Source organism: Streptomyces sp. NPDC041200 (genome assembly GCF_055591805.1).
Genome location: NZ_JBVIZF010000068.1, coordinates 1 through 18,666 on the forward strand (window position 1 = coordinate 1; position 18,666 = coordinate 18,666).

Here is an 18,666-nt window from a genome sequence, read left to right on the forward strand (position 1 = left end):
CGTGCCTCCGTTCCGAAGCACACTCAGGCGCCTGCCCCCGGCGGTCACCCGCAAACAACCTCATTGTGTGGCGGATTGGCCCGTGGCCAGCAGGACGTGTCCGCGAGTCCGAAGGTCTGTCACCGGCGCACACGCCGAACGGCGGCGTGCGTGTTTCGCGGCCCCGAGGGAGGGCCTCGTGGCGGCGAACCGCTCGGGCCTACGTTATGGGCAGGGCGGAAGACTCCGCCGACGACGACTGGAACTCCTGAAAGGCTCACATGTCCGCCACCGGCAATCCCTGCGTGCTGCTGAAGCACGGCGAGGTCTTCCTCAAGGGGCACAACCGCCATCGCTTCACCGAGCGGCTCCACGACAATCTACGGGTGGCTCTGCTCGGGATCGGCGGCTCGACCTGGATCAAGACCGCCCAGAACGTCACCGTGCTCGGTGGTCAGGGGTCCCGCAGGAGGCGCTGGTGGAGCGGGCCAGGCGGGTCATCGGCTTCAACGCCGTCGAGCCCGCCGTGCGCGTGCCCAGCACCCTGGAGGAGATCGACCGGGCCACCGTCGACGCGCTGCGCTCGGTCGCCGCCGAGCGGCCGGGGTGCGGTTTCGCCGTACGGGCGAGGCGGCGGGACAAGGAGTTCCCACTGACGTCGTCCCGGATGGAGAGGCATGTGGGGGCGCGGGTCCTGGAGGAGGTCGACGGTCTGCGCGTCGACCTCACCCGGCCCGACATCGTGCTGACGGTGACGATCGACCGCAAGGAGACGTATCTCTCCTGGACCCGGCACCCCGGTGTGACCGGTCTGCCCGTCGGGTCCAGCGGGCGCGCCCTGGTGCTGCTGTCCGGCGGCTACGACTCCCCCGTGGCCGCCCACCGGGCCATGCGCCGCGGTCTGTCCTGCGACTTCGTGCACTTCAGCGGCGCCCCGTACACCAACCCGTCGTCGGTCTACAAGGCGTACGCCCTGGCCCGCGAGCTGAACCGCTACCAGCCGCCCGGCCGGTTGCATGTCCTCGCGCTGGGCAAGGCCCAGAAGCAACTGGCAGTGGCCGGTGCGGGCAGGCTCCAGGTCGTCGCCCAGCGGCGGCTGATGGTACGGACCGCCTCCGAGCTGGCCGCCCGCACCGGGGCGCAGGCCCTGGTGACGGGCGACAGCCTGGGGCAGGTGGCGAGCCAGACGCTGGCCAACCTGGTGGCGGTGGACGAGGCCGCGGCGCTGCCAGTGCTGCGTCCGCTGATCGGCTGGGAGAAGCAGGAGATCATCGACGAGGCGAGGTCCATCGGCACCGCCGACATATCGGTGCTGCCCGATGAGGACTGCTGCCAGCTCCTGACGCCCCCACGGGTCACCACCCGGGCCGGTGTGCCCCAGCTGCGGGCCGTCGAGAAGCGGCTGGACCTCGACGAGGTGACCGAGGCCCTGCTGGACAGCGTCCAGGTGATGCTGCCCGGAGCGGAATCCGACACCGGGCCTGAGGGGCAGGCGTGCGGAGAGACGGTTACCGTCCCGCAGGCGCCGTCGGCCCCTGCCGCTGCTCCATCATGCGCAGCAGATACGTGTCCATGATCCACCCATGCCGCTCACGCGCCTGGGCGCGCACCCGCCGGATGCGGTCGGACACCTCCCGCAGCGGGCCCGCCACCAGTAGCTCGTCCGGTGTGCCGAGGTAGGCGCCCCAGTAGATCCAGACGTCGTCTCCTTCGACGCGTGTGAACGACTCGTGTGCGTCGAGCATCACGACGATGTCGCCGTCGTCGTTCTGGCCCACGTCGGAGAGCCTTCGGGCCGGGGTGATGTGCACCGGCCGTCCCACCTGGTTCAGGGGGATGCGGTGGCGTGCGGCGAGCGAGGAGACACTGCTGATGCCGGGGATGACCTCGACGTTCGGCGAGACGGAGCCGCGTGCCTCGATGTCGGCGAGGATGCCGAGGGTGCTGTCGTACAGCGACGGATCGCCCCACACGAGGAACGCGCCCGTCTCGTCAACCGTCATCTCCTCGCGCAGCATGTCCTCGAAGAGGTCCGCGCGACGGGTGCGCCAGTCGTGGACGGCCGAGGTGTAGTCGCTCCGGTCCATGGGCCGCCGGTCCCGGCTCGGGTCGTCCACCTCCACGACCCGGTAGGGCCGCTGCGCGTGCTCCTCCAGCATGTGGTGGCGCAGATCCGTGAGGGAGGACTTGGTGTCCCCCTTGCCGACGATGAAGAAGACATCCGCGCGGCGCATCGCCTTCACCGCCCCGAGCGTCAGGTGGTCGGGGTCACCCGCTCCGATACCGATGACGAGAATCCGGCGTTGCTGCGTGGTCATGGAGGGCAGTCTCGCAGGTCGGCTGCGCCAGTCGGGTCGGGCGCAGCTCTCGGCGGGGGTGGCGACCAGCGTCTCCAGATCCCACGGAAGCTGGCAGGCCCTCTGCCGGTGCCGGTCAACTCACTGCCGCGCGGGGCCGTCCGGCCCGCTGACACGGTGGCCGGTCGGGGGTTCAGCAGCCGTTCGGCCAGTTCACCGAAGACGAGACCGTAGGCTCCCCACTGGGTCACCTGCATGGCGAGGGCGGAGAGCCGGAGCCGCCGCAGCAGGGTGGCCGGGGAGTCCGCCGGAACCTCGTTGAGGGCGGGCAGGAACGCGTACGCCAGACCGACCGCGGCGAGGGAACGGGACGACGTAGACGGCGCGCAACGCGGCCCCCGAAAGCAGGAGTGCCGTGGCCCGCGGGCCGAAGCGGCCGACGCGGCCGAGGGCGAAGCAGTACGCGAGGTCGGCGATGCCATCGAAGGCCACGCCGGGGCGACGATCAGGGCGAGCGACCGGGAGGCCGAAAAAGACCGCCAGGGGTGGTGGCAGTCGGCCCGATCCGGACGGCTGGTCGGCGGTACGCGGGCTGGGAACGGCGACCGCGGCATGCGAGGCAGTCGGCGAGTGCTGGGTCCGGCTGACCGCCTGGCTGCGGAGCGCGGTATCGAAGCCGGGCCCTCACAGAGCCCGCTCCCCGCGATCCTGCGCCTCCGCGCCTCGTGCGCCCTCCTCACCATCTTGGGTCCGCGCGTCTCCCTTCCGCACCGGACTCTGCCCCGCATGCAGGGCTTCGGCGTAGTCGGGTGGCGTCCGATGTGTGTTCAAGTGAGGCCGACTTCGACGAGACCAAGACTCGGCGCAACCGCCATGCCATGGGAGACGGCGACGTCCCGCCACCATGCGGAACTGCCGCCTACCCTCCGTCCCAGCCCTTGCCTCACTTATCGAATCTCGATAGATTCCCATCGTTATTCGATGGAAGGATGCGTCATGGGAAAGCTGACCGTGCGCGCGCTGCGCGCCCTGCTCGTGGTGGTGCTCGCCGGCACCGTGTTCGTGCAGGCGTTGATGGTGTGGACATTGGTCAGCGGGAGCGACCCGGAGGACGGGTCGCTCCCGCTGACCGCGCTGCGCGTGATCACGGTCCTGGGCATGGTGTCGGCCCAGGTCGCCCTGGTCTGCGTATGGCGGCTGGTGACGATGGTGCGACGCGGAACCGTGTTCTCCCACGCCGCCTTCCGGTACGTGGACGTCATGGTCGGCGCGATCGTGTCGGCTGCCCTCGTGTGGTTCGCGGTCACAGTCATCAATGCGCCGGGCCAGCGGGCCGACCCGGGCGTCACCGTCATCATGGGCGGGATCGGCGTGGCCATCCTGGGGGTCGCGCTCATCGTGCTCGTGCTGCGGACGCTGCTCGCCCAAGCCGTCGCGCGCGACGTCGAAGCGTCGCAGATGCAGGCCGAGTTGGACGAGGTGATCTGATGCCGATCGCCATCGACATCGACGTGATGCTTGCCAGGCGGAAGATGTCCGTGGGCGAACTCGCGGACCGCGTAGGGATCACGCCCGCCAACCTGGCGGTACTCAAGAACGGCCGCGCCAAGGCGGTGCGCTTCGCGACGCTCGCCGCTCTCTGCGAGGTGCTCAAGTGCCAACCGGGCGACCTGCTGCGCTGGGAGGCCGAGGACGCCGCAGGCGGATGACCTGCCCTTCCAAGATCATGGAGTTCTCGACGCCCCGCGATCCGAGGTGAACAGCCCGCTCCTTCCCGGCGCCCGCCAGGCCGTCCAGCTCAAGCGCCACCGAGTGGACCGCAAGACCGGCAAGGTCAGCATCAGGACCGTCTACGCGGTCACCAGCCTCACCGCGGAACAGACCACATCCGCCGAACCCGCCCGGCTGATCCGCAGCCACTGGAAGATCGAACCCTTGCACCACGTCCGAGACAGTCAGTCAGCGGGGTCGTGTTATCGGTGGGCACCTCCAGGCGTCGTCCGTATCGACCGCCTCCCCGTATTTCGCGGCTTTCCAGAAGCTGGAAACACAGCTTTCCTCAGTGAATGCCGCCCGCCACGTTCGGATCACACAGCAGGGCATTGTTTCCTCCCCGGGTGATCGGGAACCCGTTCAGCGAGCGGCCATACCGTGGCAATCGCCACCCGGGCTTCGCCAGGGCAGCCTCATGGAGGTGGGCACTTATGCTCAAGGCGATCGCAGATGTCATCCGGACCATTGGTGGGGCTATCGCCACCGTCGTCACGCTGCCTTTCCGGGCCGTGGCCCGGCTCTTCGGTGGAGCATCGGACACGGCGCACGGCCGTCACTGAACCCGCGCGCATCGTCGCTGCCGTACCCGGCTGTGGCTGCCGCACCCGGCCGTGAGGGGCCACCGGCATCGCCGGAGCGGCCCGGAACGCCGTGGGGTCACAGGAACCGGCGTATTTTGATGAAGTAGGCGTCCGGAGAGAAGTACGCCGTGGCCAGGCGGAAGCGTTGCTCGGCCGACTCCAGCATGACCCGGAGCAGTGTCTGCATGTCCTGCCAGCCGAAGCTGGCCAGCCGCGCACCACCTGTACCACCGCATCGCCCTGTGGGCGGTGTTCGATGAACCGGTCGCGGTCGTCGAAGAGTTCATCGTGGCACTCAGCCCAGTTCTGGGCGAACGCGGCGGCGATTCCGTCCACCGCGGGGCCCCGCACCTTCACATGGGTGTCACGCCACTCGTTCTCGTTGCGCGCATCGCCGCACCACTCCTCGGCGATCCCCACGCCGCCGGTGAAACCGGTCTGCTCGTCGACGATGAGGGCCTTGCGGTGGCAGCGGTGGTTCTGCTTGAACGGCGAGCGTCGAAGAGATCCGGGGAAGCGGGTGCCAGGCGCAGCTTCCAGGCGCCCGCGACGCAGCCGCGCAGGACGGTGCGGGGCATGCGCAGCGCCCGGGCGCGCAGGATGTCCGCGAGGACCCCGGCGTCCACCGGCGGGTCGGCGGCGATGTTGAACGCGCCGCGTACGTCCCGGAGGACCGCGGCCCGATAGGCCGCGGCGGCGTCCTCGGTGTGCAGCACCTGGAAGCGCAGCCCCGGTACTTCCGGTACGACGGGTACGAGCCCCGGACGCACCAGGCGACCCGGCACCAGCGGGCCGCCGAAGAGCCGTCGCTGCTGGGTGGCGGACTGCCGCTGGAACAGGAAACCGGGGCGCATCCGCACCACGCGGACGTCCGGATGGCTCTGCTCGAAGGCATCGAGGAAACGCTCCAGATACGCCTTCTCACGGGTGTACGCGGCCTCCGGCCAGCCATGGGTGGGCCAGGTCTCGTCGACCGTGGCGTCCTGCGGGCCCGGAGAGTCCGCGCCCACCGACGAGGCGTACACCAGCGCGGGAACCCCCGCGGCGGCCACGGCCTCGAAGACACGGACGCTGCCCAGGACATTGCGCGCCAGGTGATGGCCGGATCATGGGTGGGCTGGAACAACCAGGCCAGATGGACCACCACATCCGCACCCCGGAAGTGCGGCACGAGGTCCGTGTCCGGGTCGCCGAGGTCGACGCCACGCCATTCCGCTTTCTCCGGTGTCCAGTCCGGGACGCGGCGCGCTAGCCCCAGGATCGACGAAACCGCCGCCTCCTCGCCGAGCGCCCGCACCACCGCGGAGCCCACGTTGCCGGTGGCTCCCACCACGGCCACCCGCAGACCGGGGGCATCCGGACCCTTTTTCGCGTGCGCTTTCGTGCGGCGATCAGCGGCGGCCATCGGCTGCCTCCCTACGACGGGTGGGTGGCCTCCTCGCATGGACGGCTCATTTCTAATGTCCCAGCCGTGCTGTCGCGTGTCGCGCTGAGGGAGGACGGCGCCACGGCGCCCGTTCCGTGGCTGATCTCACCGCTGGGGATGGACGACGCACAGAGGGGTACTGGGCCGCCGGACATCGGGCCGAGATTGAGGGAGAGCCGTGAGTGTGAAGAACATTTTTGTGGTCGGCCTGGACGAGGCCAATCTGCCGAGTCTGCGCGAGGTGCCCGATGCGCGGGAGTACCGCTTCCACCCGCTCCTCAGTGTTGAGGAATTGCAGGTCGGTGAGGTGTCCGTCGCCGACCTGATGGAGAAGGCGGAAAAGGTTCTGGACGCCTTCGACGGCCCTATCGACGCGATCGTGGGCTACTGGGACTTCCCGGTGAGCACCCTCGTGCCGCTGTTGAGCGAGCGCTACGGCACGCACAGCACGAGCCTGGAGTCGGTGGTCAAGTGTGAGCACAAGTACTGGAGCAGGCTGGAGCAGCAGAAGGTCATCGACGAGCATCCCCGGTTCGGCCGGGTCGACCTGGAGGCGCGGGATCCGCACCCGCCGGAGGGAGTCCGCTTCCCCATGTGGCTCAAGCCCGCGCTGGCGTACTCCTCGGAACTGGCCTTCGGTGTGAAGGACTTGGAGGAGTTCCGGGCGGCGGTCGCCGAGATCCGTGAGGGTATCGGCCGGGTGGGCCGACCGTTCAACTACATCCTGGACCGGCTCGAACTCCCGCCGGAGATGGACGGGGTCGGCGGCGAGGTGTGTCTGGCGGAGGAGGCGCTGTCCGGCATTCAGGTCGCCGTGGAGGGCTACGTGTGGGGCGGTGAGGTCATCGTCTACGGGGCGCTGGACTCCATCGACTACCCCGACAGCCCGTGTTTCCTGCGCCACCAGTACCCCTCCACGCTGCCGGAGCCGGTGGTGCGGCGGCTGCACGACGTCTCCAAGCGGGTCATGCGCCAGATCGGCATGGACTCGGCGACGTTCAGCATCGAGTACTTCTACGACCCGCAGACGGACGAGATCAATCTGCTGGAGATCAACCCCCGGCATTCCCAGTCGCACGCCGAGCTGTTCGAGTATGTCGACGGGGTGCCCAATCACCACTGCATGCTCAGCCTCGCCCTCGGCAAGGACCCGAGCCTGCCCAAGCGTGAGGGCCCCTCCAGGATGGCCGCCAAGTGGTACCACCGGTGGTTCGCCGACGGTGTGGCGCGTGGCGTGCCCACCCAGGAGGACATCGAGCGCATCGAGCGCGAGATTCCCGAGGTGCGCATCGAGGTGGTGCCCGAGGAGGGCCAGCGGCTCTCGGAGATGGACCAGCAGGACAGCTACAGCTTCGAGCTGGCCCACATCTTCACCGGTGGAGACAGCGAGGACGAACTCCGGGAGAAGTTCGACCGGTGTGTCGCTGCCCTGAACCTCACGTTCGAGGAGACCACGCCGGGCAGCCGGGACGAGAAGAACAGCTGATTCCCGTCGGTCGCGGTCGGCCGGTGTGCCGACCGCGACACCGGGCACCCGTCGTGGCGTGCCACAGCGAAAGGAGCAGCCGGCCGCATGCGTTTCCTGAGTAACCTGCCCTGTGAGACCAAGGAAGAAGACCACGTCACCATCCCCATGGCCGACGGCACCCGCCTGTCGGCGCGCATCTGGCGCCCCACGTCGTCGGACGGGGAACCGGTGCCCGCGATCCTGGAGTACATCCCCTATCGCAAGCGCGATCTGACGTCGGTGCGCGACTCCATCCACCACCCGTACATCGCCGGACACGGGTACGCCTGCGTCCGCGTCGACGTGCGCGGCACCGGAGAGTCGGAGGGCGTGCTGCGGGACGAATACCTGGAGCAGGAGCAGGCCGACGCCGAGGAGATCCTGGCGTGGCTCGCGGAGCAGCCGTGGTGTGACGGCACGACCGGCATGATGGGGATCTCCTGGGGCGCGTTCGCCGCCCTCCAGGTCGCCGCCCGGCAGCCGGAGAGTCTGCGCGCCATCGTCATCGCCTCCTTCACCGACGACCGGTACGCCGACGACATGCACTACATGGGCGGTGCGCTGCTGTCGGACAACCTGGCCGAGGCGGGCACCATGTTCGCCTACGCCACCTGCCCGCCCGATCCGGTCGTGGTCGGCGATCGCTGGCGCGAGATGTGGCACGAACGGCTGGAACAGACCCGCCCCTGGGTGCTGGAGTGGCTGCGCCACCAGCGCCGCGACGACTATTGGCGTCACGCCTCGGTGTGCGAGGACTACCAGGCCGTGCGGTGTCCGGTGCTGGCCTCCAGCGGCTGGGCGGACGGCTACTCCAACGCCGTCACCCGGCTGCTGGGCCACCTGGACGTACCGCGCAAGGGGCTGATCGGCCCCTGGTCGCACAAGTTCCCGCACCTGGGCGAGCCCGGCCCCGCCATCGGCTACCTCCAGGAAGTCGTGCGCTGGTGGGACCACTGGCTCAAGGGCGCCGACAACGGTGCCATGGACGGTCCCATGCTGCGGGCGTGGATGCAGGACAGTGTGCCGCCGTCCACGTCGTACGAGGAGCGGCCGGGCCGCTGGGTCGGCGAACCCGAGTGGCCCTCACCGCACATCGAACCGGCCGCCCATCCGCTCACCCGGCACCGCATCGGCGCCCCCGGTGAGCCACCGGCGGAGGAGGCGGGGCGCGGCGAGGAGCTGACGGTGCAATCGCCCCTGTCGGTCGGCCAGTTCGCCGGAAAGTGGGCGTCGTACAACGCCCCGCCGGACCTGCCGTACGACCAGCGCGAGGAGGACGGGGGCTCGATGGTGTTCGACACCGACGTGCTCACCGAGCCCGTGGAGATCCTCGGCTCGCCCACCGTCGAGCTGGAGCTGTCGGTCAGCGAACCGGTCGCCATGGTGGCCGCCCGGCTCTCCGACGTGGCGCCCGACGGGCGCGCCACCCGGGTCACCTACGGCCTGCTCAACCTCACCCACCGCGATGGCATCGGTGCCCCCGAACCGCTGGAAGTCGGGCGTCGCTACCGGGCCACGGTGCAGCTCAACGGCGTGGCCCAGGCGTTTCCGCCCGGGCACCGCATCCGGCTGTCGCTGTCCACGTCGTACTGGCCCCTCGCCTGGCCACCGCCGCGGCCGGTCCTGCTGAGCGTGTACGAGGGTTCCAGCACCCTCACCCTGCCGCTGCGCGGTACCGTCGAGCCCGACGAGGTCCCCCAGCGCCCATTCGGCGAGCCGGAGGGTGCCCCGCCCGTCGCCACCACGCAGCTGCACCCGCCGGAGATGCGCTGGGACGTCACCCGCGATCTGGTGGGCTACCGGTCCGCGCTGGAAATCGTCAAGGACGCCGGTACGGTGCGGTACGAGGACACCGGGCTCGATGTCCACCGCCGCGCCTACGAGCGCTACACGGCCGTGGCGGACGACTTCACCTCGGTCAGCGGCGAGTCGGCCTGGACCATGCGTTTCCGGCGGGATGACTGGGACGTACGCGTCGTCACCCACACCGTGCTGCGCTCCAGCGAGACGGAGCTTTTCGTCGACGCCACGCTGGACGGCTACGAAAACGACCGGCGGGTGTTTTCCCGTACCTGGAACGAGACACTCCCCCGCGACCAGCTCTGAGCGCGACCCCGTTGTGGAAAGAATGACGCTCAGGGTACCGGCTTGCCTTTATCCGTCGGGAGGACATCACGTGAGCGACCAGGACCAGAGCCATCCGGGAAAGCGGTATCCTCAGCCGGAATTCCCCCAACAGAACCAGCCGCATCCCGGCGCCACGGGCGAAATGGAACCGCGGCCCGACCACGGTGAAAGCAGCTACCAGGGCCATGGACTGCTGGAGGACCGGCATTCCGTGATCACCGGCGGCGATTCCGGGATCGGCCGGGCGGTGGCCCTCGCGTTCGCCCGCGAGGGCTCGGACGTCCTTTTCAGCTATCTGCCCGAGGAAGAAGAGGACGCGCAGGAGACGGTGCGTCTGATCGAAGAGGCCGGACGGCGGGCGGTTCCGGTGGCGTGCGATATCCGCGAGGAAGCGGATTGCCAGGCCGTGGTGGACCGCGCGGTCGACGCCTTCGGTTCGATCGACATCCTCGTCAACAACGCCGCTTTCCAGATGGCACGGTCCCAGGGGCTGGAAGACATCACGACCGAGCAGTTCGACCGTGTGATGCGCACGAATCTGTACGCCATGTTCTGGCTCTGCAAGATGTCCTTGCCGCACATCCCGGCGGGCGGCAGCATCATCAACACCACATCGGTCCAGGCGTACAAGCCCAGCCCTCATCTGCTGGACTACGCCACGACCAAGGGCGCCATCGTCACCTTCACCCAGGGCCTCGCCGGGAACCTGGCGGACCGTGGCATCAGGGTGAACGCCGTCGCCCCCGGGCCCGTGTGGACGCCCCTGATCCCCGCCACCTTGCCCGACACCGCGAAGTTCGGCGAGCAGAGCCCCCTGGGGCGTCCGGCCCAGCCCGCGGAGATGGCGCCCGCGTATGTCTTCCTCGCGTCACAGCAGGCCAGCTACGTCACCGCTGAAATCCTCAACGCCACGGGCGGCACGCCCTTGCCGTAGCCGTCGCCGTGACGAGGCGCCGTGGACGCTGGGCCGAGCCCGGTCTTCGCCCTTTCGCTCTGGAGGTTGCATGAGTATCACCCACAGCCCGGTGGTCCGCGCATGGCGGCGCTGGCGGCGCCCGCGCGACCTGGAGGTGACGCACAGCTCGCAGGTGGAGGACGTCAACCGGCGGTTTCTGATGTACGGGGTCCTGCCCCTGTGGTTCGTACCGGCCGTGGCGGACTGGGCCATGCACCGCCGGACCCGGATCCAGGACACGTCCGGCACCCGCGAATCGGCCCTGCACGCGCTGATGATGACGGAGGCGGGCGTCCCGGTCGCGATGGGGCTGCTCGCCCGGGTCAATCCCCTCGTGCTGTCGGCCATGGGCGGGGCGGCGGCCGTCCACGGCGCCACGGCCCTGTGGGACGTCAGCCTCGCGACCGGGAAGCGGGAGGTGCGGCCGGTCGAACAGCACATCCACAGCTTCCTGGAGGTCCTGCCGCTGTCAGCGCTGGCTTTCACCTCGGCGCTGCACTGGGACCAGGTGCGGGCTGCCCTGCGCGGTGGCGATACGGCCGAGGACTGGAAGCTGCTGCCCAAGGAGAACCCGCTGCCCGCCCGCTATCTGGCGGCGATCGGGCTGGCCGTCGGCGCGTTCGTCGCGCTGCCCTACGCCGAGGAGATGAGGCGCTGTGTCAGGGCGGCGAGGGCCCGTAAGGCGGTCTGAGGCCATGCCGCGGCGTCCTTCGACGGGCTCCTCGAGGGGCAGGGCCGAGCCGCTTCCCGCTCCGCGCGTCGTGGCCCGGGACGCGCGAGGACCGGAACACGTGACCCTCGACGCCGAGGGCCGGATCCTGACCGGGACCGCGGACGGGAACATCTGGCGCCTGACGCTGTCGGAGCCATCGGGGGCTCCGGAACTGGCCAAGGCCGAGGTCCTCGCGCGGACCGGCGGCAGGCCGCTGGGGCTCGTGTCCTGCCCCGACGGCGGGCTGCTGGTGTGCGACGCCCGCCGCGGCCTGCTGCACGTCGACCCCCGGAGCCGGACGGTACGCACCCTCGCCGACGAGGTGGACGGCACCCCGCTCCGGTTCTGCAGCAACGTGGCCACGGCGGCGGACGGCACGGTCTATTTCACCGTCTCCAGCCGCCGTTACGCCCTGGAGGACTGGCTCGGCGACATCCTGGAGCACCGCGGCACCGGGCGACTGCTGCGGCTGCGGCCCGGCGGGCGGCCTGAAGTCCTGTGCGACGGGCTGCAGTTCGCCAACGGCGTCGCCCTGTCCCCCGACGAGTCCTTCGTCGCCGTGGCGGAGAGCGGCGCCCGCCGCATCAGCCGCTACTGGCTGACCGGGCCCCGGCCAGGAACGCGCGACACCCTCGTACACGGCCTTCCGGGCTACCCCGACAACCTCACCAGGGGCACCGGCGGGGTGTTCTGGGTCGCCCTGGCCGGGCCGCGCGAGCCCGCGGTGAGCCTGTTACACCACGCCGCCCCCTCCGTCAGAAGGGCGGCCTGGTCCACCCTCAAGAAGTTCCGCCCCCGGCCCCGGCCGACCGTGCGGATCCTGGCGATCCAGGCCGACGGCCAGATCGTCCGCCATCTGCTGCGCCACCGCTCCCCCTACCGGATGGTGACGAGCGCGTGTGAGCACGGCGACCGGCTGATCCTCGGCAGCCTGCTGGAACGGGGCATCGCCGTCTGCGACCTCCCGGACCCCCGCCACCTCGGCTGACCGGCCCTTTCCGCCCCGGGCGCCAGCGGGCTCGGGGCGTCGGCCACTTCATCACCAGCACCCCTGCGCGGCCTCCCGGCCTCCCCGTACCCTGACGTCGAGCAACGCCCCCAGTGCCCATCCTGGGCGCACGGAAGACGCGGTGATGGCCGGTGATGGCGAAAGGGACGGGTGGTCATGGACTGGGCACGATTCGCCGAGCGGATGGCGACGATGGCGCGGGACCTGCTGGCGCAGGACTCGGTCGACGCGACCCTGGAGCGGATCACCGCGTGTGCCGTGGACATCGTCGAGGGGTGCGACGCGGCCGGAATTCTGATCTTCCACGGTCAGCGGGTGGAAACCCTGGCCCCCACGAACGGGCTGGTGGTCCGCTCCGACCAGTTGCAGGACCAGCTCGCCGAGGGCCCGTGCTTCGACGCCGCGCTCCGCGGCCGTCCGGTCTACCGGATCCAGGACTTCGCCGAGCCGCAGGAGGCCTGGCCTGAGTTCGCGAGCCGCGTTCACGCGCTGGGCGTCGGGAGCATGATGGCGTTCCGGCTGTACACGCGGGAAGAGGAACTCGGCTCCCTGAATCTGTACGCGCGGCGAGCGGCGGCGTTCACCGAGGGCAGCGAGGCCGCGGGGTGGCTGCTGGCCTCGCACGCCGCGGTCGCCTTCTCCAGCGCCCGCACCGCCGACCAGCTCCAGCACGCGCTGGCCACCCGGCACACCATCGGCGAGGCCATGGGAATCCTCATGGAACACCGCAAGATCAGCGAGGACGAGGCCTTCGGCGTGCTGAGGCGGGTGTCCCAGGAACGCAACATCAAACTGCGGGACCTCGCCCGGCAGATCTGCGAGCGCGGCAACATCGACGACAGAGGCTAGCGGGAGGCGGCCGTTCCGTCACTCCGTCCACGGAGCGGCACCCGTGCTTGCCCACGTGGCCAGTTCCCGCCCGTCGACGCACAGGATTCCGCACTGCGTGGCGTACTCGACGGCGGGCTCGGTGAACTCGCTGGTCGTGACCACCACGGCGATCTGGGCGTCGTGCACGGCGAAGCACGTTCCGCCGAAGCGCTGAACATCCTGCGAGCCGACCTTGTGAGTCGGCTCGTACCGCTTGCACTGGATGACGATGCGCCGCCCGTCAGGGGCGGTGGCAAGGACGTCCGCGCCCAGGTCACCCGCGCCGCCCTCCACGCGGATGGCCTGGCAGCCGTCCCGTTCGCACAGGTCCGCCACCGCCTGCTCGAACTCATCGGAAGCCATCGCCTCGAAGCCGGCTGTTCCGGGGGATTCCTCCTCGGGGGCAGCGGGGGCAGCACGGTGGCGGCGCCTCACGAGGACGGCGGAAAACGCCAGCAACGCTACGACCACGGCGGCGACGGGGCGGGCGTCGGTCGCGCCGCCGGCGGCTCTTACGGCGACCCCCACCGCGAAGAGAACGATGGCGATCAGCCCGAAGCAGACCGTGAGATTGCGCAGGCTGAAGGCGTACTGACGCCCGATACGCGGCCGACGGCCGGAAGTGGCCATGGGTGGCAGTCCCCCTCGCGTGGTGACATCAAGATCGTCACTGCCGACTGCCCCGGTACGCCGCCTCCACACCCGCTGCGCAATCAGCGCTGCCGCAGGCCGCGGTATCCACCACGCATGGCGCGTCAGCTGAGGGGAAGCCGATAGTTGGGCGCCCTGACATTTCCGCCATTCTGATCGCCGTTCTGACGATGGGATATTGCCATGACTTCCGCCCTGCACCGCCTGGACCAGGGACTGCGCCTCATCGGGTTGTCCCGGAGGAAGCGCCCGACCGGCACTCCGTCCCGGCTCGGCCGAGGTCCCCATGGAGTGTCCGCCGTGGCGGTCATCCGGCAGGCCGTGCGCACACTTCGCGCACGCTCCGGTTCGACCCGGCGGCGGTAGCCGCATCGACTGACGCGAGTGGGGTAGCCGTGCGTCGTGCTCAGACTCGTATTGGTGACTGGTCCTGCCCTCACGGTGGCGCTCGGTGCGGCGTTCGCGTGGTGGGTATCGCCGTGGTGGTGGCTTCTGGTCGTGGTGGCGGCGGCCATGACGGCCGTGGCGGTCCGGGATGTGGTGCAGCGCCGCCACTCCATCCTGCGCAACTATCCGCTGCTGGGCCATCTGCGGTTCCTGATGGAGGCGCTGCGGCCGGAGCTGCAGCAGTACTTCATCGAGCGCGACTACGACGGCCGCCCGTACGACCGTGACGTGCGCAGCATCGTGTACGAGCGGGCGAAGGGCGTGGACGCCGAGGAGCCGTTCGGGACGGAGCGGGACGTCGGTGCGGCGGGGTACGAGTTCCTGGTCCCTTCGCTGGCGCCCAAGGACACGCCGGACCAGCCGCCCACGGTCCGGGTCGGCGGGCCGGACTGTGCCAAGCCGTACGACATGGCGCTGTTGAACATCTCGGCGATGAGCTTCGGATCGCTGTCGACCAACGCGATCCTCGCGCTCAACCGTGGTGCGGCCCTGGGTGGTTTCGCGCAGGACACGGGTGAGGGCGGTCTGTCGGAATACCATCTGCGCCACGGTGGCGATCTGATCTGGGAGATCGGCACGGGGTACTTCGGGTGCCGGACGGACGACGGCGACTTCGAGGCGGCCACATTCGCCGAGAAGGCGGCCCATGACCAGGTGAGGTGTGTTTCCCTCAAGCTCTCGCAGGGCGCGAAGCCGGGCATGGGCGGGGTACTGCCGGGCAGCAAGGTCAACGCGGAGATCGCGAAGGTGCGCGAGGTACCGCAGGGGCAGACCGTGGTGTCGCCGCCGTACCACCGGGTGTTCTCCACGCCGCGCGAGCTGGTGCTGTTCATCGGCCGGATGCGGGAGCTGGCGGGTGGCAAGCCCACCGGCTTCAAGCTGTGCCTCACCTCGCGGCGGCAGTTCCTGGCCGTGTGCAAGGCCATGCTGAGCGAGGGCCTCACCCCGGATTTCATCGTGGTGGACGGGGCCGAAGGGGGCACCGGCGCGGCCCCGCTGGAGTTCGCCGACCATGTGGGCACGCCGCTGACCGAGGGCCTGATCACGGTGCACAACGCGCTGGTCGGCACGGGGCTGCGGGACCGGATCAGGGTCGGCGCCAGCGGCAAGGTGGCCACCGGGAGCGACATGGTCAAGCGGATGACGCAGGGGGCGGATTACACCAACGCGGCGCGGGCGATGATGTTCGCCACCGGGTGCATCCAGGCCCAGCGCTGCCACACCAACACCTGCCCCGTCGGGGTGGCCACGCAGGATCCGCGGCGGGCCCGCGCCCTGGATGTGGGTGACAAGTCGGCGCGCGTGGAGCGGTTCCAGCGGGCCACGGTGTACGGCGCGATGCAGATCATGGCGTCCATGGGTGTCCATGATCCGGCCGAGCTGCGTCCGCACATGCTGCGGACGCGGGTCGACCCCTTCACCGTCCGCTCCCACGCGGAGCTGTACGAGTGGCTGGCTCCCGGGCAGCTGCTCGCCGAGCCCCCGGCGACGTGGGCCGAGGACTGGGCCGCCGCCGACCCCGACCGCTTCACCGTCTGACCCGTCTCAAGGACACGGGCGGCCGTCACAAGGACACGGGCGGCCGTCTCAGGGGCGGGCCGCGGCTCCGGGCCGAGCCGCGCTGCCCGGCAGCGGTGTGGTCGCGGGCCGGTCCGCGAGCACGTCGAGGATGTTGTCGACGGCGAGATCGACCATGGCGGCCCGGGTGGCCTCGGTGGCCGAGCCGATGTGCGGAAGCGTCACCACGTTCGGCTCACCGGCCAGCGGCGACAGGTCGGCGCCCATGGGTTCGCGTTCGTAGACGTCCAGGCCCGCCGAGTGGATGGTTCCCTCGCGCACGGCGTGGAGCAGGGCGTCCTCGTCGATGACACCGCCGCGGGAGGTGCTGACCAGGGTGGCGGTGGACTTCATGGCCGCCAGTTCGTCGGCGCCGATGAGGTGGCGGGTCTGCGGGGTCAGGGGGACGTGGAGGGAGACCACGTCGGCCTCGGCGAGCAGGGTGGCCAGGTCCACGGCCTTGGAGGGCGGGTCCTGGGTGTCGTCGGGCGCGAAGGGGTCGTGGTGCAGCAGGCGCATGCCGAAGCCCTGGGCACGGCGGGCCACCGCGCGTCCGATCTGGCCGAACCCGACCAGGCCGAGGGTGGCACCGTGGATGTCCAGGCCCAGGTAGTCGTCCATCCGGAACAGGCCCCACTGCCCGGCGGCGAGTGAGTCACGGGCGGAGCCGAGGCGGCGGCGGGCCATGAGGATGAGGCCGAAGGTGAGGTCGGCGGTGGTCTCGGCGAGCACACCGGGGGTGTGGGTGACGACGACGCCGCGCTCGGCCGCCGCGTCCCGGTCCACGCCGTCGAAGCCCATGCTGGCCAGTCCGACGACCTTCAGCGAGGGTCCGGCGGCGTCGAGCAGGGCGGCGTCCACCCGGTCGTTCCCCAGGCAGAGGATGCCGCTCGCCCCGGCGGCGAGGGCGTGCAGTTCGGCCGGTTCGGGCTTGCCGTGGCCGTCCCAGCGCACCAGGTCCGCCCGGGCCGCCAGCCGGTCCAGGCCCCCGCCGGGCAGGGCGGGCCGGGTGGTGAGTACTCGCTGCGTCATGCGCCGCTCCCTTATTTTTCCACTGAGTGGAAAATCTATCTATTCAATGGGAAGCATCGTCAGTACGATCCCCGGGCGATGTCAACCACTGAATGAAAAACAATTCCGTGGAGTGGTAATTTGCACAGCGTGACCACCAGCGATGTACCGGCCGATGTCGTCGGCCGGGCGATCCGGCTGCTCGTCCTCGTCGGCGAGCATCCACACGGCATCACGCTGTCGGCGCTGGCCCGCGAGAGCGGCGTTCCCGTCAGCACCTCGCACCGGCTGGTCAACTCGCTCTGCCGGGAGGGCCTGGTGGAGTTCGAGGCCGACGGCAAGCGATACAAACCGGGGCTGCGGCTGTTCCAGCTCGGCCAGCAGGCGGGCCAGGTGTACGGCTTCGCCGGTACCGCGCTCCCCGTGATGCAGCGGGTGACGCGGCAGACCGAGGAGGCCACCCTCATGTCGGTCCTCGACGGTACGCGCCATCTGTACGTGCACTACGTGGACGGCCCCCAGCCGGTCGGCGTGCGCAGCGATCCCGGCCGCCACGGCCCGCTGCACTGCACCTCGATGGGCAAGGTCCTCATGGCCTTCGCCCCCGACGACGTGCGCACCGACCTGCTGGAGCGGGTCGAGCTGACCCCGCACGGGCCGAACAGCATCACCGACCGCGACCTCCTGCGCGAAGCCGTCGCCCACGCCGCCGAGCGCGGCTACGCCACGGCCGACGAGGAACACCACCGGGGCTTGCGCGCCGTCGCCGTCCCCGTCCTGCGGCCCGGCGGAACGGTCTTCGCCGCCCTCTCCACCGCCGCGCCCGCCTTCCGCCGCAGCATGGACGACCTGGTCGCCATGGTGCCGCTGCTGCAGGCGGCGGCCTCCGAGCTGGGCGTCCGGCTGCCTGCCCGCTGACCACATCCGGTCACGCACCCGTCTTACTGCCAGACGTGCTCCAAGGCGGCTGTCGTACGCTGCCACCCCGGAATCCATCACCGAGGGGGTCCGACGACTGGCTCGCGGCCTCTCGGCCCTTTCGCTGAACGGTGGTTCACATGCAACAGGAGAGTCGGCCGATGCGCAGTGACACCGAGCGCAATCGCAGGCAGCTCATCAAGGCCGCCGCGCGGCTGTTCGAGAACTCGCCGACCCAGGTCAGCCTGGCCGACATCGCCAAGCACGCCGAGGTGTCCACCGCGACGGCGTACCGGCACTTCTCCTCCGTCGAGGAGATCCTGCACGCCTTCCGGTCACAGGTGGGCTCCGAGCTGTGCGAGTTCAGCGCGCGGCAGACCACCACCGGCATGGTCAAGCTGGAGGCGGTCTCCCGCTACTGGGTCTCGCTCGTCCTGGAACACGGCGGGGCGATGGCGCAGATGCGCTCGCACCGCGGCTACCTGGAGCGGCTGCGCGAAGGCACCGGCTACCTCGCCCCCCAGGCCGAGGCGCTCGAAGAGCCCCTGCGGCAGACCGCCGAGGAACTCGGCCTCGGCGACCTGGGGGACGCGGCCCTGTACCTGTGGAACACCCTGTTCGACCCCCGAGACATCCTCGACCTCATCAAGAGCGGACGCACGGAGGACGAGGCCGCCACCCGCCTGGTGTCCGCCCTGCGCGGAGCCCTGATCGGCTGGTCCACGGCGGAGGACCCGCCAGGCGGAAAGGGGCCCGGGGAAAATAGACCCCGGCGGCGTTTGTTGGGCCCCCCGCCCCTGCTGGGGGCTTGGGGGCCCCGGCCCCTCCACTTGGGGTAGGGTAGTT

General features: G+C 70.2%; 15 protein-coding genes and 4 pseudogenes. 13 read left to right on the top strand and 6 right to left on the bottom strand.

The features are described 5' to 3' along the window. The first annotated feature begins 260 nt into the window (after positions 1 to 260). Positions 261 to 1,555 (top strand): annotated as a pseudogene (thiI, locus tag ACZ6CL_RS41375) (tRNA uracil 4-sulfurtransferase ThiI). On the opposite strand, the gene cobF reads toward thiI, so the two are convergent. Further along, the gene (gene cobF / locus ACZ6CL_RS41380; RefSeq protein WP_468946350.1) at positions 1,488 to 2,297 is read right to left on the bottom strand and encodes a precorrin-6A synthase (deacetylating); all 810 of its coding nucleotides are present in this window, start codon (positions 2,295 to 2,297) and stop codon (positions 1,488 to 1,490) included. The pseudogene thiI and the gene cobF sit on opposite strands and share 68 nt — an antisense overlap. A 134-nt stretch (positions 2,298 to 2,431) precedes the next feature. Continuing rightward, positions 2,432 to 2,771 (bottom strand): annotated as a pseudogene (locus ACZ6CL_RS41385) (CbtA family protein); the annotation flags it as partial. A gap of 501 nt (positions 2,772 to 3,272) precedes the next feature. On the opposite strand from ACZ6CL_RS41385, the gene ACZ6CL_RS41390 reads away from it, so the two are divergent. The 3 genes from ACZ6CL_RS41390 (at position 3,273) to ACZ6CL_RS41400 (ending at position 4,609) form a co-directional block, all read left to right on the top strand. Then, positions 3,273 to 3,764 carry a DUF2975 domain-containing protein gene (locus ACZ6CL_RS41390; RefSeq protein WP_468946353.1) on the top strand — a complete coding sequence of 164 codons (492 nt, stop codon included), beginning with the start codon at positions 3,273 to 3,275 and terminating at the stop codon, positions 3,762 to 3,764. Continuing rightward, on the top strand, positions 3,764 to 3,985 hold the full coding sequence (locus ACZ6CL_RS41395) for a helix-turn-helix domain-containing protein (protein ID WP_468946356.1): 222 nt from the start codon (positions 3,764 to 3,766) through the stop codon (positions 3,983 to 3,985). The genes ACZ6CL_RS41390 and ACZ6CL_RS41395 overlap by 1 nt, the downstream gene beginning before the upstream one ends. A gap of 495 nt (positions 3,986 to 4,480) precedes the next feature. Continuing rightward, the gene (locus tag ACZ6CL_RS41400) at positions 4,481 to 4,609 is read left to right on the top strand and encodes an LPFR motif small protein (RefSeq protein ID WP_468946358.1); all 129 of its coding nucleotides are present in this window, start codon (positions 4,481 to 4,483) and stop codon (positions 4,607 to 4,609) included. Positions 4,610 to 4,721: 112 nt separating this feature from the next. On the opposite strand, the pseudogene ACZ6CL_RS41405 reads toward ACZ6CL_RS41400, so the two are convergent. Both ACZ6CL_RS41405 and ACZ6CL_RS41410 read right to left on the bottom strand, forming a co-directional pair. Continuing rightward, positions 4,722 to 5,125 (bottom strand): annotated as a pseudogene (locus tag ACZ6CL_RS41405) (phospholipase D-like domain-containing protein); the annotation flags it as partial. Then, positions 5,125 to 6,035 (bottom strand): annotated as a pseudogene (locus tag ACZ6CL_RS41410) (NAD-dependent epimerase/dehydratase family protein); the annotation flags it as partial. The pseudogenes ACZ6CL_RS41405 and ACZ6CL_RS41410, both read right to left, overlap by 1 nt. Before the next feature lie 199 nt (positions 6,036 to 6,234). Between ACZ6CL_RS41410 and ACZ6CL_RS41415 the strand changes: the two are divergent. The 6 genes from ACZ6CL_RS41415 to ACZ6CL_RS41440 all read left to right on the top strand — a co-directional run bounded on the left by ACZ6CL_RS41415 (position 6,235) and on the right by ACZ6CL_RS41440 (position 13,215). Then, positions 6,235 to 7,542 carry an ATP-grasp domain-containing protein gene (locus ACZ6CL_RS41415; RefSeq protein WP_468946361.1) on the top strand — a complete coding sequence of 436 codons (1,308 nt, stop codon included), beginning with the start codon at positions 6,235 to 6,237 and terminating at the stop codon, positions 7,540 to 7,542. An 87-nt stretch (positions 7,543 to 7,629) separates the two neighbouring features. Then, entirely contained in the window at positions 7,630 to 9,669 is a 2,040-nt protein-coding gene (locus ACZ6CL_RS41420; RefSeq protein ID WP_468946363.1) for a CocE/NonD family hydrolase, read from the top strand. Positions 9,670 to 9,739: 70 nt separating this feature from the next. Further along, the gene (locus ACZ6CL_RS41425) at positions 9,740 to 10,624 is read left to right on the top strand and encodes an SDR family oxidoreductase (RefSeq protein WP_468946365.1); all 885 of its coding nucleotides are present in this window, start codon (positions 9,740 to 9,742) and stop codon (positions 10,622 to 10,624) included. Positions 10,625 to 10,694: 70 nt separating this feature from the next. Next, entirely contained in the window at positions 10,695 to 11,336 is a 642-nt protein-coding gene (locus tag ACZ6CL_RS41430) for a diguanylate cyclase (RefSeq protein WP_468946367.1), read from the top strand. A gap of 4 nt (positions 11,337 to 11,340) precedes the next feature. Next, positions 11,341 to 12,345 carry an SMP-30/gluconolactonase/LRE family protein gene (locus ACZ6CL_RS41435; protein ID WP_468946370.1) on the top strand — a complete coding sequence of 335 codons (1,005 nt, stop codon included), beginning with the start codon at positions 11,341 to 11,343 and terminating at the stop codon, positions 12,343 to 12,345. A 177-nt stretch (positions 12,346 to 12,522) separates the two neighbouring features. Next, the gene (locus ACZ6CL_RS41440) at positions 12,523 to 13,215 is read left to right on the top strand and encodes a GAF and ANTAR domain-containing protein (protein WP_468946373.1); all 693 of its coding nucleotides are present in this window, start codon (positions 12,523 to 12,525) and stop codon (positions 13,213 to 13,215) included. Between the two features lie 18 nt (positions 13,216 to 13,233). Here ACZ6CL_RS41440 and ACZ6CL_RS41445 read toward each other — a convergent pair whose 3' ends face one another. Further along, entirely contained in the window at positions 13,234 to 13,866 is a 633-nt protein-coding gene (locus ACZ6CL_RS41445) for a restriction endonuclease (protein ID WP_468946376.1), read from the bottom strand. 423 nt (positions 13,867 to 14,289) lie between these two features. Here ACZ6CL_RS41445 and ACZ6CL_RS41450 point away from each other — a divergent pair, with 423 nt between their 5' ends. Continuing rightward, positions 14,290 to 15,873 (top strand): FMN-binding glutamate synthase family protein, encoded by a 1,584-nt coding sequence (locus ACZ6CL_RS41450; RefSeq protein WP_468946378.1) that lies wholly within the window; start codon positions 14,290 to 14,292, stop codon positions 15,871 to 15,873. A gap of 48 nt (positions 15,874 to 15,921) precedes the next feature. On the opposite strand, the gene ACZ6CL_RS41455 is transcribed toward ACZ6CL_RS41450, so the two are convergent. Next, positions 15,922 to 16,923, bottom strand: coding sequence for a 2-hydroxyacid dehydrogenase (locus ACZ6CL_RS41455; protein ID WP_468946381.1), 1,002 nt, complete (start codon positions 16,921 to 16,923; stop codon positions 15,922 to 15,924). A 129-nt stretch (positions 16,924 to 17,052) separates the two neighbouring features. On the opposite strand from ACZ6CL_RS41455, the gene ACZ6CL_RS41460 reads away from it, so the two are divergent. Then, a complete protein-coding gene (locus ACZ6CL_RS41460; RefSeq protein WP_468946383.1) occupies positions 17,053 to 17,820 on the top strand; it encodes an IclR family transcriptional regulator in 768 nt (255 codons plus the stop codon). A gap of 161 nt (positions 17,821 to 17,981) precedes the next feature. After that, entirely contained in the window at positions 17,982 to 18,659 is a 678-nt protein-coding gene (locus ACZ6CL_RS41465; protein WP_468946385.1) for a TetR/AcrR family transcriptional regulator, read from the top strand. Positions 18,660 to 18,666: the final 7 nt, after the last annotated feature.